A 14,119-nucleotide genomic window follows, 5' to 3' on the forward strand; every position below is an offset into this window, starting at 1 on the left:
CTCACCTCCGACTGTGCCAAACGCCCGTGCTTCCTAGCCTATGTCGCATGGCCGCAAGGGGTGAGATGTACGCGGCCAGTCCAAGCCCAATCACCTGATGGCCGAGATCGTTCGGATGCACCGGCGCGCGGCCGCCCGCGAGGACGTCGTCGAGGCGGCCTGTGCGGTATCCCGCGATGAGGAGCGGCTCTCGGCCTGCGAACCACGCATCCACCGGAGCGATGAAGGCGCCCAAGCGGGCGCCCACGCGGGTCACAACGCCGTTCAAGCCTCGAATGGCGGACGCGGCGAGAGGCGAGTGCGGAAAGGGATTGTACAGCGTGCACAACACGAGCGGCACGCCGTGCCAGCGGCAGGAGGCCGCGATGAAGGCGAGATCGCCTGCATAGCGCTGGTAAGCTGCGCGAAGCTGGCGGTGCAGGTGGCCTTCGGAGGGAGCGGTGACGGCCGCCTGGACGAGATCGTCCCCGCCAACCAGGACGGCGGCTACGTCTGCGCTCGCAAGTGCCTGTTTGTCCGCCTCCACGGAAGCCGCGAGATCCGCACTTGTCCATCCAGGCTGCGCGACGACGCGCGTTTCCACCGGCGCGCGCACCTCGGCCGCAAGCGCACGCGCTGCCACCTGGGGATAGGCGCGGGTAGGCCGAGACGCGCGCTCCCCGTACGCGATGGAGTCGCCCAAATGGAGCACGATCACGCTCATCCACTCCCTGGCCAGCGCCCGCAAGCGAAAGGGGCGTCGGCATACAATGAACCATCGCAACTTCATTCCATGCTGACGCCGCGCAAAACGAGTGGGTCTTTGCCACATTTGGTGCGTGAGGAGAGGAGAACGTGACCGTACGGCCCGAACAAGTGCTCTTGTACGCCGCGACCCAGGGCGATCTCGTCAAGTGTTATGCCGCGGCCGACGTCGCTGGCATTCCGTACAGCCAGTGCACCGGTGATTTTCAAACCGCGTGGTCCAAATGCGCGGACGACACCACGCTCGTCATCGCGGTCGGCGGAGCGGCGCTCTATGCGCTTTACTACAACCCGTGTGGTTGGTCAAATCCGGCGGCCATGCCGGCGGGGCACACGCCCTTCACCGCCGAGCCCGCGGGACAGGGCATTCAGGCGGCGCGGGCCAACGCGTTTGTCAACGCGGCCGGTTACACGGCCCTCGACAGCCTCACGCTCGCCGTGATGCTGTCGTATTACGCCGTGCACGGCGCGTTTCCGCGCGGCTATCCTTCGCTGCCGGCGCAGGAGGTTCCACAGCGCGTGTGCGTGACCGGGAGTTCACCGCACGTGGTGGGCGTCTCGGTTTCGCAAGCGGCCGACCCGTCTCCCAGCGTGTCTACGCCGTCGGTCGGCCTGTACGCGGCGTTTGCGACCGAGCAGGAGGTGCTGCAGGCGTTTCAGCAGGGATGGCCGGGCGTCGCCACCACGGCAGGGCTTGGCACCGAGACCGCTCCCTACACGCGGGTCATCGCATCGCAGCCTGACGTGAACATTGCGCGGGCGTTCGCGGCCACCAACCATCCCGCGTGGTGGCTCTCCTTCTGGACGGTGAGTTGGCCGGCGGCTAGGAGCACATTCTACGAGGCCGGCTACCAGGCCGGAGCCTACGCCGCCTCTCAAATCGAGGCGTATCCCGGCTCGCGCAGACCCGACTTTGTGATTTTGGATCCGGAGGGATACAATAATCCTGCGTCGACGGCGGCGGAGTTCCAGTCGTTCATCCAGGGGTTCGTCGCAGGTGTGAAAAGCGTCTCGGCTCGCCTGCAGCCGGCCTTCTATGTAAATCAGTGGCAGTACGTGACGTATGATCTCCATACCGTCGAGCTGCCGTGTTTTATCGCCATCGCGCCCATCGCAGGCAATCGCCCTATGGTGAACGGCACGAACATCCGCGGCTACATCGCGTATTACGCCGGCTGCCCAGCCGCCCCCTATGTCAGCCAGGTGAAGACGTGGGGCGGATTGTACAATACCGTCCAGTTTCGCGACAGTGGTATCGATTGCCCGCCCGCCTGATGGCGGCCGCCTGACGGTGGGCTGCGGGCTTCTCGGGCGGCGACTTGAGGAGGAAAAGGTGTGGCGACATCTCGCGTGGACTCGGAGCGCGCACACGCGTCTTTGCACATGGACAAGCCGATGGATACGGCGCGGATTGAACAGGCGGTCCGCATGATCCTGGAGGCGATTGGAGAAGACCCGGATCGGGAGGGACTGGTGGACACGCCGGCTCGGGTGGCACGCATGTATCAGGAGATCTTTTCGGGGCTCCATCGAGATCCCCAGGAGGAATTGTCGGCTCGGTTCCACGTCGAACACGGCGAAGTGGTGTTGGTGCGGGACATCCCCTTTTATTCGATGTGCGAGCACCACTTGCTTCCGTTTTTCGGAACGGCGCACGTGGCCTATCTTCCGCATAACAACGTCGTGACGGGGCTGTCCAAGCTCGCACGGCTCGTGGACGTCGTGGCCAAGAAGCCTCAAGTCCAGGAACGCATGACCAACGAGATTGCGGACGCTCTGTCGGATGCGCTCCAGGCGGAAGGCGTGCTCGTCGTGATCGACGCGGAACACCTGTGCATGAGCATGCGCGGCATTCGCAAGCCAGGCAGTCGCACCACGACCATTGCCGCGCGCGGCAAATACGACGAGGACACGCGGCTGCGCGAAGAGGTCCTGCATCTCATCCGCCTCGGCGTGTGACCTCGCGTTCGGCCCCTCAATTAGCAGTGATGGCGCCTGCGGGAGCGACTCTGGCGCTCGTCGCGATTGGGAAAGTCGTCCTCGTCGTCGGAAGAGGGGCCGAGCGCCGCGCGCTCCACGCGTTCCCCTGCGTGCCCCGATTCAGGCTTCGACCCGGGCGATCCCGGCACGCGTCCCGCGTCCTCGAATGTCCCAAACACCACGGGCTTTCCGCCTTCCACCATGAGCCGTCCTTTCGCGTAGACGCGCTCGATGCGAAACTGGTCGTCGCACACGATGAGGTCGGCGTCGCAGCCGGCCCTCAATCGGCCCTTGTGCCGAAGCTTGAGCAGCCGCGCGACATTTGCCGTCACAAACGAAACGGCGAGGGAGGCGGGAAGGTGCTCTTCCCGGATGAGATCGACCGTTTCCTCCCACAGTGTCGCGATGCTGCCAATGCCGACGGCCACAAGTTTGCCTCGCTCGTCGAAGATGGGCGAAGAGCCGTTGGAGTCTGAACTCATCGTGATGACATGCGGCTCCACGCCCCCGTCAAGCAACTTCACGATGGCTTTCGAAGGCTTGACGGAGACGTGATCGTGCGCGTCCGGGCGAATGCCGCTCGTGATGTCGCACATGCCGTAGCGCTTGCCCCATTCGATGCTTGCCTCCAGAAGCCCTGGGTTCCGATTCAGGTGGGTCGGCACGAAGGTGGAGCGGGGCAAGCCGGTGCGCTTGGCGACGCGGATCAAGAGATCCAGGTGGTCGTCTTCGTCGCCCATGTGAAAGTGAACCACGCCCGCCTTACCCGCTAACAGCCCACCTACGTACGCCTCCGAGACCAGTTCGGCAATCTCGTTCTCGTCGGGATGGCTCGAGCGCGAATCGGCGATGGCAATTTCTCCGACCCCGATGACTTTCTCAATCAGGACGAGATCGGACCTCGGCATCCCTGTCAGCGTCCGGGTGGGGACCTGATAGGCGCCGCTGTAGATATACGTGGTGATGCCTTCGAAGTCCAGCGCGAAGGCCTTCGCGAGAAGTTCTCGGGTGCTTCTCGTGACGCCGTCGGTGCCTAGCACGCCCACGGCCGTCGTGACGCCCGCGACTGTGATATGGGACAGGGGGATCTCGGGCGTCCGATAGTGGAATCCGCCTTCGCCTCCGCCGCCCGCCATGTGCACGTGCTGGTCGATGAGGCCCGGGAAGGTAGGCCGGCCGTCGAGATCGATCACGTCGATGGGCACGTTGCCGGTGAGCTGCAAGTCGCGCTCGATGGCAGCAATCTGCCGACCGGCAAGGAGGATGTCCCGGATGCCGAGATCGTCCGGCGCGTAGACGTGCGCGCGCTTCAATAAGGTCAGCGGTGCCATAGCAACCTCCTCGTCGAGAACGCTCCATGGTAGGATATTCCATATCATGGAGGGCTATGCGCACCTTTGCGTCAAAAAAACCGCCCCGCTTGGGGCGGTTCTGCGAGCCGCTTCAGCCGTTCAGCGCGGCCTCGTAATTCTTGTTGGCCTGATCCCAGTTCACGACGTTCCACCAGGCTTTGATGTATTCCGGACGGCGGTTCTGGTACTTCAGGTAGTACGCGTGCTCCCATACGTCGAGGCCGAGGATGGGCTTCTTGCCCTCCATGAGGGGGTTGTCCTGGTTCGCGGTGCTCATCAGGGCGAGTTTGCCGTTGTCGAGGACGAGCCAGGCCCAGCCGCTTCCGAAGCGAGCCGTGGCGACCTGCGTGAACTGTTCCTTGAAGGACTCAAAGCTGCCGAACGTCTCCCGGATAGCGTCCGCCAGCTTGCCGGTCGGCTCGCCGCCGCCGTTTGGCGAGAGAAGCGGCCAGAACAGGCTGTGGTTGGCGTGACCGCCGCCGTTGTTGCGAACCGCGGTGCGGATGTCCTCCGGAACGGCGTCCAGGTTGCTGATGAGTTGTTCCACGGTCTTGGATTCGAGATCCGGATGGCCCTCAAGCGCCTTGTTCAGGTTGTTGACGTACGCCGCGTGGTGGCCATTGTAGTGAACATTCATGGTCGCCGCGTCGATGTGCGGCTCGAGCGCATCATACGCATAAGGAAGCGGTGGGAGTTGATGTGGCATGCGCAGCTCAACCTCCTTACGAATTTTCATGATCCGCTCCCATTGTAGCGCATGTCTGTCCACAATTCCAGATGAGGAGGAAATCTGAGGATCTTCGTGCCGCGCCGCCTGCACGTCGCGCGTCCAGTTTACGGAGCGCACGCAGGGATGGTATACATGAATGGAGATGTCGTAGCAGGAAAGGGAGATGAGGTTGCACCTTCTGGAAGGCAAGACCATCGCCGTGATGGGCGTCGCCAATCGCCGCTCCATCGCGTGGGCGGTGGCTGAATCGGTCCGCCGGTTGGGCGGGAAGCTCATCTTCACCTATCGAAGCGACCGCGCCGGCCGCGAATTGGAGCGGCTGTGTCAGGACGCGTTTGGTGGCGAGATGCCACTCATCGTCCGGTGCGACGTGCAGGACGAGGCTTCGCTTGAGGAGGCGTTTGCCCAGATTGCGCGCGAGACCGACTGCCTCGATGGGCTGGTCCACTCCATCGCGCATGCGCGCGTCGAGGATCTCCAGGGGGAGTTTGTCGATACGCCGCGCGAGGGCTTCGATCTCGCCCTCGAGACGAGCGCCTATAGCCTCGTTGCTGTCGCGCGCGCTGTGCGCCCGCTCATGAAGCGCGGCGGCAGCATCGTCACCATGAGCTATTTGGGAGCTGAGCGCGCGGTTCCCAATTACAACGTGATGGGCGTGGCGAAGGCCGCCCTCGAGGCTTCGGTGCGGTATCTGGCGCGCGATCTCGGCCCAAACGCCATCCGGGTGAACGCCATCTCGGCGGGGCCCATTCGCACGCTGGCCGCGAAGGGCGTCCGCGGCTTTAACGAGGTGCTGCATGCCGTCGAGGAGCGCGCCCCCCTCAAGCGGAACATCACCGCCGAAGAGGTCGGCGACGTGACCGCGTTCCTCTTGAGCGATCTCGCCCGCGGCGTGACAGGCGAAGTCATTCACGTCGACGGTGGCTATCACATTGTCGGCATTTGACGGATTCGTGCGGGGATCGCGACTCCCCGCACGCCCACGCCTCTCATTCCTCGATGTCTACCCCCACCGCGTCTGCGATGCTGGCGAACCCGTCGCGGGCAAGGAGCGCGTCGAGCCCGCGGACGAGTTCCCCCACCACGGCTGGCCCTCGGTAGATGAGGGCCGTGTAGATCTGCACGAGCGAAGCGCCGTTCCGGATTTTCTCGTACGCGTCTTCCGCGGTGAACACGCCGCCGGATCCCATGATGGGCACCCGTCGCTGCGCCGCTCGCGCCGCGATGCGCACCACTTCGGTCGATCGCGCCGCCAGTGGGCGTCCGCTCAGACCCCCCGCCTCGTCTCGATTCGGCCCGGAAAGCGGCGGCCGCTGGACCGTGGTGTTGGTGCAGATGAGCCCCAGGTGTTCCCGAAACGGCGACGTGGCCAACGCGTCCACGATGCGCTCGATCTCGTCGTTGGGAAGGTCCGGGGCCAGCTTGACCCAGATCGACAGACGATACTGGCTCCGTATGGGCTCGATGGCGTGTAACAGGTCTAGAATGAAAGCCTCCGACTGGAGCTCGCGCAGCCCCGGGGTGTTCGGCGAACTCACGTTGATGGTCAAATAGTCGGCGAAGGGCGCCACTTGCTCGAGTGCCGCGCGGTAGTCCTCATGCGCGATGGCATTGGGGGTGTCTTTGTTCTTTCCGATATTGATGCCCAGAATGCCGCCTGTGCTGGCCTCCCGCACCCGGGCAAGACGCCTGGCGACGGCCGCGGCCCCCTCGTTGTTGAATCCCATTCGGTTGATCAGCGCCTCGTCCTGAATGAGGCGGAAGAGGCGGGGCTTGGGGTTTCCCGGCTGAGGTCTCGGCGTCACCGTGCCGATTTCGACAAAGGAGAAGCCCATCCGGTACCAAGCCGGAATCGCGACGCCGTTCTTGTCGAGCCCCGCTGCCAGTCCGATGGGATGCGGAAACGGAAGGCCGAGCACCGTCTGCGACAGGCGGTCGGACGCTTGGACGCGCGGGCCAAACCACCCTGCGGCGGCCGGGACGCGGCGAAGTGCCGCGAGCGTCCATTCGTGCGCCCGTTCCGCCGACAGGCGAAATAGGATGGATCGGACAGCGGAATACATACGCTCCCCCTCGTTGTGCCGGACGATTGTCGTTCGCAAGTGTACCATGATCGCAAGCGGGATGCACGGCGACGCATCGAGGCGCCTGGAGTTCACCTCACCGATCAAAATCCGCGGGAGGCGCCCCGGCCGCAGAGCGCTGTCACACAAGCGGTCCCTCGTCCGTCTACTCAATGGACCCAGATTTGAAGGGGTTGGAGCATGAGGCACGCGCGTCGCAAGGAAACGCCGGCGGAGGACGCGGCGCTGCTCGCCGAGTGGATGGAGTTATACGGCGGCGACGTGATCCGGCTGGCGTACTCGTATGTCCACAACTTTCACAAGGCTGAAGACATCGCTCAGGATGTGTTCCTGCGCGCGTGGCAGCACTATGGAGAATTTCAGGGTCAATCGTCCGTCAAGACGTGGCTTTTGTCCATTACGGCCAACCGCGCGCGGGACGTCCTTCGATCCGGCGCTGAACGGCGCGAGTTCGCCGACGAAGGTGAAGCCTTCGCTCGGGAAATCGAACCGTGCGATCCGGCCGACGTGGTCGCGGACAAGTTGGCACGCGATGCCGTGTGGCGGGCTATCCGGGCGCTGCCGGAAACGTATCGCGAGGTGATGGAACTGTATTACGGAAACGATCTCACGACGCATGAAGTCGCACAGGTCCTGGGGATTCGCGATCAGACGGTGAGGACGCGCCTGCACCGCGGGCGGCAGATGCTCGAGCGAGCGCTCGCCGAGCAAGGAGGGATGGGCGTTGACCACGCGTGACGATGACGAGCTGGAGGCGAGGATCCGGCGCGCCTATCGAGAACGCGAGCCTGTGCCGTTCCGAGAGGAACTGAAGGCGCGCGTGCTCCGGGCAGCGGCGTCCGCCCAGGGAAAATCTTCGCCTCGCCCGGCAACGCGCAAGAGCAACCGCCTGATGTCCTCGGCTGCGCTGTGGGTGGCGAGCGTGGCCGTGGCACTTTTGTGCCTTGTGGTGGCGTGGCCGAAAACGCCGCTCCAATGGATGAGGGGTGACCAGACGTCGAGACCGTCTGTTCACTCCCATGTCCTTGTCCACACCGTGGTTCGAGGGTTCGGACTCGCGTACGCGCCGATTCAGGTGCTCAACGTACGCATCGGCACCTTGCCAGGCGAACCCGTCGACTCGTGTGTGCTGGCTGAACTGCGAAACACCTCGAATGAGACGCTGTATGAGCCCGACGTGATGGGCGTGCTCTGGTTCACGCCGCCGGGCGGTGGTGATGAGAACTGGCTGACCTTCGTCAACGCGCCTGCTCAAGGATTGAAGCCGGGGCAGACGGTGACCTGGGGATTTCATCCGTCCGGACCCCATGCTGGTTCGTCGCAGGCGCTTGCGGAGATTCCCCATCTTCGGTTTTTTACAGCCGGCCCGCTTCCGCTGACGCTGCCAATCTTGTGTGGAAAGAGGCGCCGGTTCGCGTGGAGGATGTTCAGGTGCTCCCGGTGGCGGGTGGACCAGGTGCAACGTGGCAGTCCGCGGACGTGTACGCTACACTCGTGAACCGCGCATCTCGAGACGTCCATCTCGCCGACGAGCGGGCGGTCATCTGGTTTTCTGAAGGCACGTCAGACACCTTTTTCAGTCCATCGGCGGTCCGGTTCCTGTTTCACGTGACGCCGGAGTTGCCGGGCGTCTCGTGGCCCACGGTGCTGAAACCAGGGGAACGCGTGCGCGTGGAGTTTCGCGTGTTGTCGACGAAGGGAACCGACTTTTTCAGCCGCGTGTGTCATGTTGTCCTGGTGGACGCTCCACTGGTGCCCCAAGGTTAAGCGGGTTCGCCGGATCCGCTGAGCCACCCGGCTGCCATTGCGTTTCAGAGACGTGCTCAGTACACTGGATGCGGAACGAACGAGGGCGACTTGCCCCGAGGCTCGCTGGGGGGATCAAGGTGATTATCGGCGTACCCAAGGAATTGAAAGACAACGAGAACCGGGTGGCTATCACGCCGGCTTTGGCTCACGCGCTGGTGGACCAAGGGCACGAGGTTCGGATTGAGGCGGGGGCGGGAGAGGGAAGCGGTTTTCGAGATGAGGACTACACCTCTGCAGGCGCCACCATCGTGCCGGACGCAGAGACGGTCTGGAAAACGGCGGACATGGTGATGAAGGTCAAAGAGCCCCAACCGGTCGAATATTCATACTTCCGGTCCGGGCTCATTTTATTTACCTATCTCCACCTCGCGCCAGAGCCTGAGTTGACGAGGGCGCTCATGGAGTCCGGCGTCACCGCGATTGCGTACGAGACGGTGCAACTCGAGGATCGCTCACTGCCCCTGTTGACCCCGATGTCTGAGGTAGCGGGGCGCATGTCGATTCAGATTGGGGCACACTTCTTGGAGAAGGCACACGGGGGGCGCGGCGTTCTGCTCGGCGGCGTGCCCGGCGTGCCACCCGCGCGTGTGATCGTGGTGGGCGGCGGGATCGTCGGCACGAATGCGGCCCGCGTGGCGGTGGGCATGGGCGCAGATGTGACCATCTTCGACAACAATCCGAAGCGGCTGCGCGAATTGGATGACCTCTTCCAGGGTCGCGTGCGCACCATGATGTCGAATCCGTACAATCTCCGGGAGCACATCGAGGGCGCGGATCTCCTCATCGGTGCGGTGCTCATCCCAGGAGCGCGTGCGCCGAAAATCGTCACTGAGGAGATGGTCAAGGGGATGAACCGCGGCGCGGTGGTCGTGGACGTGGCCATCGATCAGGGCGGATCCATTGAGACCATCGATCGCATCACGACCCACTCGAATCCGGTGTTCGAAAAGCACGGCGTGCTGCATTACGCCGTGGCCAACATTCCGGGCGCGGTACCGCGGACTTCGACGCTCGCCCTGACCAACGCCACGGCGCCCTACGCACTGCGGCTCGCGCAGGGCAGGGAGGACGCGCTTCGGCACGATCCGGCGTTGGCCCGCGGCGTGAACGTGTACAAGGGCCGCGTCACGTACCAAGCGGTCGCGGATGCGCTTGGGCTCACCTATACACCGATCGACAGTTTGCTGTAAAATTAAGCAAAGGGGGGATGCGTGTGGTCACCGAGGAACAGGTGCGCACGGTCTTGATGGACGTGCTTGACCCCGAGATCCAGATCGACATCGTCAATTTGGGCATGGTATACGGCATCGACATTCAGGATGGCGGAAAGCGAGTCAAGGTCACCGTCACCCTGACGACGATGGGTTGCCCATTGTTCGACGACATCAAGGAGCAGATCATCGAGAAGGTGTCCGAACTGGAGGGGGTCGAAGAGGTTGATGTGGAATTGACCTTCGATCCGCCTTGGGACAAAGAGATGATGTCCGAAGAGGCGAAGCTCGTGTTCAAATACCTGTTTTGAGTTGGAGCGAAATCGCGCAGGGCGGGGCGGGAGCCAGCGGCCCTGCGCCGACTTGCTTTTTGCTGTCGTTGTGGTACTCTTGGGATCGAAAGATGACTTCTGAAGTCAACATTACATTGCCGAGATAGAGGCGCAAAGAGAGAGGTCGGTTCGTGTGAGCAAACCAGATTTCGTCGTTCGCGGTCTTCGCGTACAGGTGGAAGGCAAAGAGATTCTGAAGGGTGTTGACCTTCATATTCGTGGTGGAGAGATTCACGCCATCATGGGCCCCAACGGGACCGGCAAATCGACGTTGGCTTCGGCCATCATGGGGCATCCGCATTACGAGGTCACCGCGGGAGAGATCTGGCTCGACGGCCAGAACGTCCTCGAGATGTCGGTGGATGAGCGCGCGCGAGCAGGGCTGTTTCTCGCGATGCAGTACCCGGCCGAGGTTCCTGGGGTGTCGAACGCGAACTTCATCCGCACGGCGCTGAACGCCCGCCGCGGCGAGGGAAACGAGATTCCGGTACTTCAGTTCCACCGCCGCCTGGTGCAGAAGATGAAGGAACTGAGCATCGACCCATCGTTCGCGGAGCGCTACTTGAACGAGGGCTTCTCTGGGGGAGAAAAGAAGCGGAACGAGATCCTGCAGATGGCCATGCTGGAGCCTCGTATCGCGATTTTGGACGAGATCGACTCGGGTCTCGACATTGACGCGCTGAAAATCGTCGCGAACGGCGTCAATCAGTTGCGGTCGGACAACATCGGTTTTCTCATCATCACGCACTATCAGCGGCTGCTGAATTATATCGTGCCGGACGTGGTCCACGTGATGATGCAGGGCCGCATCGTCAAGTCGGGGGATGCCAAGCTTGCCGAGGAACTTGAGGCCAAAGGATACGATTGGCTGAAACAGGAGCTCGGCATTGAAGATGAGACTGTCGAAGTGGAAGCCTGAGGGGGTGACGCAGCCATGGGAGAAGTGACTGCTTTGAATCCAGTGCTGCGCGTCGCTCAGGCGCTGCAGGAGCCCAAGGCCGTGACCGAGAAACGGGATGCGGCTTGGAAGCTGTATGAGTCGCTTGAGGTCCCTCGCCTTGAAAAGACGGATCTGCGGCGTGTCGCGTGGGAAGTGGGCGAATTCGAGCCCTCCGAAGCTGCGATTCCCGAATCTGCGCTCGCGTACGTGCGCGGGATCGCCCACTCGTACGCGCTCGTCGTCGACGGCCTGGTCCGCGAGATTCGCCTCGCGGCGGAGGCAAAGGAAAAGGGCATTTCGCTCCTGGCCATTCAGGAGGCCTGTGAAGCGCATCCTGAGATCTGGAATCGCCACTTTGGCAGCATCGTGCCCGCCGAAGAGGCGAAGTGGACGGCTTTGAACATGGCGCTTTTTGCGGGCGGTGTGTTTGTGCACGTCCCGCGCGGCGTGGAGCTGGAACAGCCCGTCGAGGTCGTGTACGTCTGGACGGGGCGGCCCTTCAGCGCCTGCTCGCGGAGCCTGGTCGTCACCGATCCGCTGTCGAGGCTGCGCTACGCGGAGACAACCTTCGCGGCGGACGGGGGGCGTTTTGTCAACAGCCATGTGCTTGAAGTCTTCGCGGGGCAGGCGAGCCGCGTTGAAGTGGCGATGGCGGATGAGTGGTCCAAGGGCGGTATCCATTTCGTGACCCGGCGGGCGAAGACGGACAACGACGCCGAGATCGACTGGGTGGTGGCGGATACGTCCGATGGCCAGGCGGTGGAGACGATTGAGAGTGCGCTTGTGGGGCAGGGCAGCCGGAGCCTCACCCGCGTGATGGGCCTCGGCCACGGCCGCGCGCACGTGGAGATCACGGCGAGCATGCGGCACGTGGGGCGCCACACGGAGAGCGAGATCTCGATGAACGGAGCGCTTCGCGACCGCGCGAACGTGATTTTCCGCAGCCGCACGCAGATTGAAAAGGGCGCGGTCGGCGCGGGCAGCGAGCAGCACGATCGGATGATCATGGTGGACGGCACGGCCCGCGCGGACGCCATCCCGATGCTGCTCATCGACGAGAACGACGTGGAGCGCTGCGGCCATGCGGCGAGCGTCGGCAAGATTGACCCGATGCAGGTGTACTACCTGATGTCGCGCGGCATTCCGCAGTCCGTCGCGGTGCAGATGATCATCTGGGGCTATCTTCGCGATTCGGTCGAGGCACTGCCTACAGACGCCATGCGCGATCTCGTCGTGTCAAGGGTGGAAAGGGAGCTTGCGCGATGAACGCGGAGGAGCTTCGCAAGGATTTCCCGATTTTGTCGGAGCGAATCAACGGACATCGGCTGGTGTACCTGGATAACGCGGCGACGTCGCAGAAGCCGCGCCAGGTCATCGACGCTTTGCGTCGATACTACGAGCACGACAACTCCAACGTGCACCGCGGCGTGCATACGCTGGGTTCGCGCGCGACCGAGGCTTACGAGGCGGCGCGCGAGCGGGTGGCGCGGTTCATTCGGGCGAAATCACCGCAGGAGATTGTCTTCACGCGTGGCACGACGGAGTCGCTGAATATGATCGCGCACGGATATGCGCGCGCAAAGCTGCGCGAAGGCGACGAAATTGTCCTGCCGCCGAGCGAGCACCACTCCAACCTCATCCCGTGGCAGCAGGCGGCGCGAGCGACCGGCGCGACACTGCGCTACCTGCCGCTTCAGCCGGACGGGACCATCCGGCTGGAGGACGTCGAGGCGGCGGTGACGGATCGGACGAAGATTGTGGCCATCGCCCACGTGTCGAATGTGCTTGGCACCGTCAACCCGGTGCGGGAGATCGCCGAGATCGCCCACCGCCACGGGGCCATCATCGTCGTGGACGGGGCGCAGAGCGTGCCGCACATGCCGACGGACGTCGTGGAGATGGACTGCGACTTTCTGGCGTTCTCGGGCCACAAGATGCTCGGCCCGACGGGAATCGGCGTGCTGTATGGCAAAGCCGAGTTGTTGGCGGAGATGGAGCCGACGTACTACGGTGGCGAGATGATCGACGTGGTGGATCTGTACGAGTCGACGTGGAAGGAGGCGCCGTGGAAGTTTGAGGGCGGCACGCCCATCATCGCGGGCGCCATCGGTCTCGCCGCCGCGATGGACTATCTGGAGAGGGTCGGCATGGCGGAGATCGAGCGCCACGACGCTGCGCTCGCGGCGAAGGCCGTCGAGCGGCTGGCCGAGATCGACGGCGTGACCATCTTCGGTCCGCCACCTGGACAGTCGCGCGCGGGCCTCGTCACGTTCAATCTCGGCCGCGTCCACCCGCACGATCTCGCCACTGTGCTGGACGCGCGCGGCGTGGCCATCCGGGCCGGGCACCATTGCGCCCAGCCGCTGATGCGCCTGTTCAACGTCCCCGCGACGGCGCGCGCGAGCTTCTACCTGTACAACACCGAGGAAGACGTCGATGCGCTCGTGGATGCCGTTCTCGAGGCAAAGGAGTTTTTCGGCCATGCAATTGGATGATCTGTACCGCCAAGTGATCATGGATCACTACCAACATCCCCGCAACCGGGGGACGCTTGACGAAGGCGCCATCTCGGTGGATCTGCGCAATCCGAGTTGCGGCGACGAGATTCATCTGCAACTGCTGGTGGATGACGGTGTCGTCAAGGACGTGCGGTTTCTCGGCAGCGGCTGCTCCATCTCGATGGCGTCGGCCTCGATGATGACGGAGGCCATCAAGGGCAAGTCCATTGAGGAGGCCGTCGAGCTCTCGCATGCGTTTCGCGCAATGATGCGCGGCGAAGACGTGGATCTGGAGCAAATGGGGGAACTCGAGGCGCTGCAGGGTGTCAAAAAGTTCCCGGCCCGCATCAAGTGTGCGACATTGGCGTGGCAGGCGCTGGAGCGCGCAGCGTCGGTGCCGCACGGAGGGCATATCGAGGAAGAGACGCTCGGCGAGTAA

The 14,119-nt window shown here is 63.5% G+C and carries 16 protein-coding genes; 12 read left to right on the forward strand and 4 right to left on the reverse strand.

Annotated elements, in window-relative coordinates:
• Window position 1 precedes the first annotated feature (1 nt).
• The gene (locus TC41_RS04545) at window positions 2–769 is read right to left on the reverse strand and encodes an SGNH/GDSL hydrolase family protein (RefSeq protein ID WP_237700033.1); all 768 of its coding nucleotides are present in this window, start codon (window positions 767–769) and stop codon (window positions 2–4) included.
• A 65-nt stretch (window positions 770–834) separates the two neighbouring features.
• Here TC41_RS04545 and TC41_RS04550 point away from each other — a divergent pair, with 65 nt between their 5' ends.
• Both TC41_RS04550 and folE read left to right on the forward strand, forming a co-directional pair.
• Window positions 835–2,019, forward strand: a complete 1,185-nt coding sequence (locus TC41_RS04550) for a hypothetical protein (RefSeq protein WP_041695042.1) — start codon at window positions 835–837, stop codon at window positions 2,017–2,019.
• 120 nt (window positions 2,020–2,139) lie between these two features.
• Window positions 2,140–2,703 (forward strand): GTP cyclohydrolase I FolE, encoded by a 564-nt coding sequence (folE, locus tag TC41_RS04555; protein ID WP_374952864.1) that lies wholly within the window; start codon window positions 2,140–2,142, stop codon window positions 2,701–2,703.
• Window positions 2,704–2,723: 20 nt separating this feature from the next.
• On the opposite strand, the gene iadA is transcribed toward folE, so the two are convergent.
• Together iadA and TC41_RS04565 are read right to left on the reverse strand one after the other, a co-directional pair.
• Entirely contained in the window at window positions 2,724–4,055 is a 1,332-nt protein-coding gene (gene iadA, locus TC41_RS04560; RefSeq protein ID WP_041695044.1) for a beta-aspartyl-peptidase, read from the reverse strand.
• A 112-nt stretch (window positions 4,056–4,167) separates the two neighbouring features.
• Window positions 4,168–4,782 (reverse strand): superoxide dismutase, encoded by a 615-nt coding sequence (locus TC41_RS04565; RefSeq protein WP_041695045.1) that lies wholly within the window; start codon window positions 4,780–4,782, stop codon window positions 4,168–4,170.
• Between the two features lie 187 nt (window positions 4,783–4,969).
• Between TC41_RS04565 and fabI the strand changes: the two genes are divergently transcribed.
• On the forward strand, window positions 4,970–5,752 hold the full coding sequence (gene fabI / locus TC41_RS04570) for an enoyl-ACP reductase FabI (RefSeq protein WP_014463843.1): 783 nt from the start codon (window positions 4,970–4,972) through the stop codon (window positions 5,750–5,752).
• A gap of 43 nt (window positions 5,753–5,795) precedes the next feature.
• Here fabI and TC41_RS04575 read toward each other — a convergent pair whose 3' ends face one another.
• Entirely contained in the window at window positions 5,796–6,869 is a 1,074-nt protein-coding gene (locus tag TC41_RS04575) for a quinone-dependent dihydroorotate dehydrogenase (protein WP_014463844.1), read from the reverse strand.
• A gap of 201 nt (window positions 6,870–7,070) precedes the next feature.
• Here TC41_RS04575 and TC41_RS04580 point away from each other — a divergent pair, with 201 nt between their 5' ends.
• From TC41_RS04580 to sufU, 9 genes are all read left to right on the forward strand, one after another.
• Window positions 7,071–7,628 (forward strand): sigma-70 family RNA polymerase sigma factor, encoded by a 558-nt coding sequence (locus TC41_RS04580; RefSeq protein WP_014463845.1) that lies wholly within the window; start codon window positions 7,071–7,073, stop codon window positions 7,626–7,628.
• Window positions 7,615–8,388: a hypothetical protein gene (locus TC41_RS04585; RefSeq protein WP_014463846.1), complete on the forward strand. Its 774-nt coding sequence runs from the start codon at window positions 7,615–7,617 to the stop codon at window positions 8,386–8,388. The genes TC41_RS04580 and TC41_RS04585 overlap by 14 nt, the downstream gene beginning before the upstream one ends.
• Window positions 8,385–8,657: a hypothetical protein gene (locus TC41_RS16740; protein ID WP_014463847.1), complete on the forward strand. Its 273-nt coding sequence runs from the start codon at window positions 8,385–8,387 to the stop codon at window positions 8,655–8,657. The genes TC41_RS04585 and TC41_RS16740 overlap by 4 nt, the downstream gene beginning before the upstream one ends.
• A gap of 119 nt (window positions 8,658–8,776) precedes the next feature.
• Window positions 8,777–9,889, forward strand: coding sequence for an alanine dehydrogenase (gene ald / locus TC41_RS04590; RefSeq protein ID WP_014463848.1), 1,113 nt, complete (start codon window positions 8,777–8,779; stop codon window positions 9,887–9,889).
• 17 nt (window positions 9,890–9,906) lie between these two features.
• On the forward strand, window positions 9,907–10,221 hold the full coding sequence (locus TC41_RS04595) for a metal-sulfur cluster assembly factor (protein ID WP_014463849.1): 315 nt from the start codon (window positions 9,907–9,909) through the stop codon (window positions 10,219–10,221).
• 154 nt (window positions 10,222–10,375) lie between these two features.
• Window positions 10,376–11,161: a Fe-S cluster assembly ATPase SufC gene (sufC, locus tag TC41_RS04600; RefSeq protein ID WP_008339423.1), complete on the forward strand. Its 786-nt coding sequence runs from the start codon at window positions 10,376–10,378 to the stop codon at window positions 11,159–11,161.
• Window positions 11,162–11,176: 15 nt separating this feature from the next.
• Window positions 11,177–12,448, forward strand: coding sequence for a SufB/SufD family protein (locus TC41_RS04605; RefSeq protein ID WP_014463851.1), 1,272 nt, complete (start codon window positions 11,177–11,179; stop codon window positions 12,446–12,448).
• Window positions 12,445–13,677 carry a cysteine desulfurase gene (locus TC41_RS04610; RefSeq protein WP_014463852.1) on the forward strand — a complete coding sequence of 411 codons (1,233 nt, stop codon included), beginning with the start codon at window positions 12,445–12,447 and terminating at the stop codon, window positions 13,675–13,677. Before TC41_RS04605 ends, TC41_RS04610 begins: the two co-directional genes overlap by 4 nt.
• Window positions 13,664–14,119 carry a Fe-S cluster assembly sulfur transfer protein SufU gene (gene sufU / locus TC41_RS04615; protein WP_014463853.1) on the forward strand — a complete coding sequence of 152 codons (456 nt, stop codon included), beginning with the start codon at window positions 13,664–13,666 and terminating at the stop codon, window positions 14,117–14,119. The genes TC41_RS04610 and sufU overlap by 14 nt, the downstream gene beginning before the upstream one ends.

It is taken from the genome of Alicyclobacillus acidocaldarius subsp. acidocaldarius Tc-4-1 (assembly GCF_000219875.1).
Lineage (GTDB): Bacteria > Bacillota > Bacilli > Alicyclobacillales > Alicyclobacillaceae > Alicyclobacillus > Alicyclobacillus acidocaldarius_A.

What these genes read in the sequence shown, in the direction of transcription:
- TC41_RS04595 (WP_014463849.1), top strand. Translation starts at nt 9,907, where the DNA reads ATGCGTGTGGTCACCGAGGAACAGGTGCGCACGGTCTTGATGGACGTG.
- sufU (WP_014463853.1), top strand. Translation starts at nt 13,664, where the DNA reads ATGCAATTGGATGATCTGTACCGCCAAGTGATCATGGATCACTACCAA.
- TC41_RS04605 (WP_014463851.1), top strand. Translation starts at nt 11,177, where the DNA reads ATGGGAGAAGTGACTGCTTTGAATCCAGTGCTGCGCGTCGCTCAGGCG.
- TC41_RS04545 (WP_237700033.1), bottom strand. Translation starts at nt 769, where the DNA reads ATGAAGTTGCGATGGTTCATTGTATGCCGACGCCCCTTTCGCTTGCGG.
- folE (WP_374952864.1), top strand. Translation starts at nt 2,140, where the DNA reads ATGGATACGGCGCGGATTGAACAGGCGGTCCGCATGATCCTGGAGGCG.
- iadA (WP_041695044.1), bottom strand. Translation starts at nt 4,055, where the DNA reads ATGGCACCGCTGACCTTATTGAAGCGCGCGCACGTCTACGCGCCGGAC.
- TC41_RS04580 (WP_014463845.1), top strand. Translation starts at nt 7,071, where the DNA reads ATGAGGCACGCGCGTCGCAAGGAAACGCCGGCGGAGGACGCGGCGCTG.
- TC41_RS04565 (WP_041695045.1), bottom strand. Translation starts at nt 4,782, where the DNA reads ATGCCACATCAACTCCCACCGCTTCCTTATGCGTATGATGCGCTCGAG.
- fabI (WP_014463843.1), top strand. Translation starts at nt 4,970, where the DNA reads ATGAGGTTGCACCTTCTGGAAGGCAAGACCATCGCCGTGATGGGCGTC.
- TC41_RS04575 (WP_014463844.1), bottom strand. Translation starts at nt 6,869, where the DNA reads ATGTATTCCGCTGTCCGATCCATCCTATTTCGCCTGTCGGCGGAACGG.
- TC41_RS04610 (WP_014463852.1), top strand. Translation starts at nt 12,445, where the DNA reads ATGAACGCGGAGGAGCTTCGCAAGGATTTCCCGATTTTGTCGGAGCGA.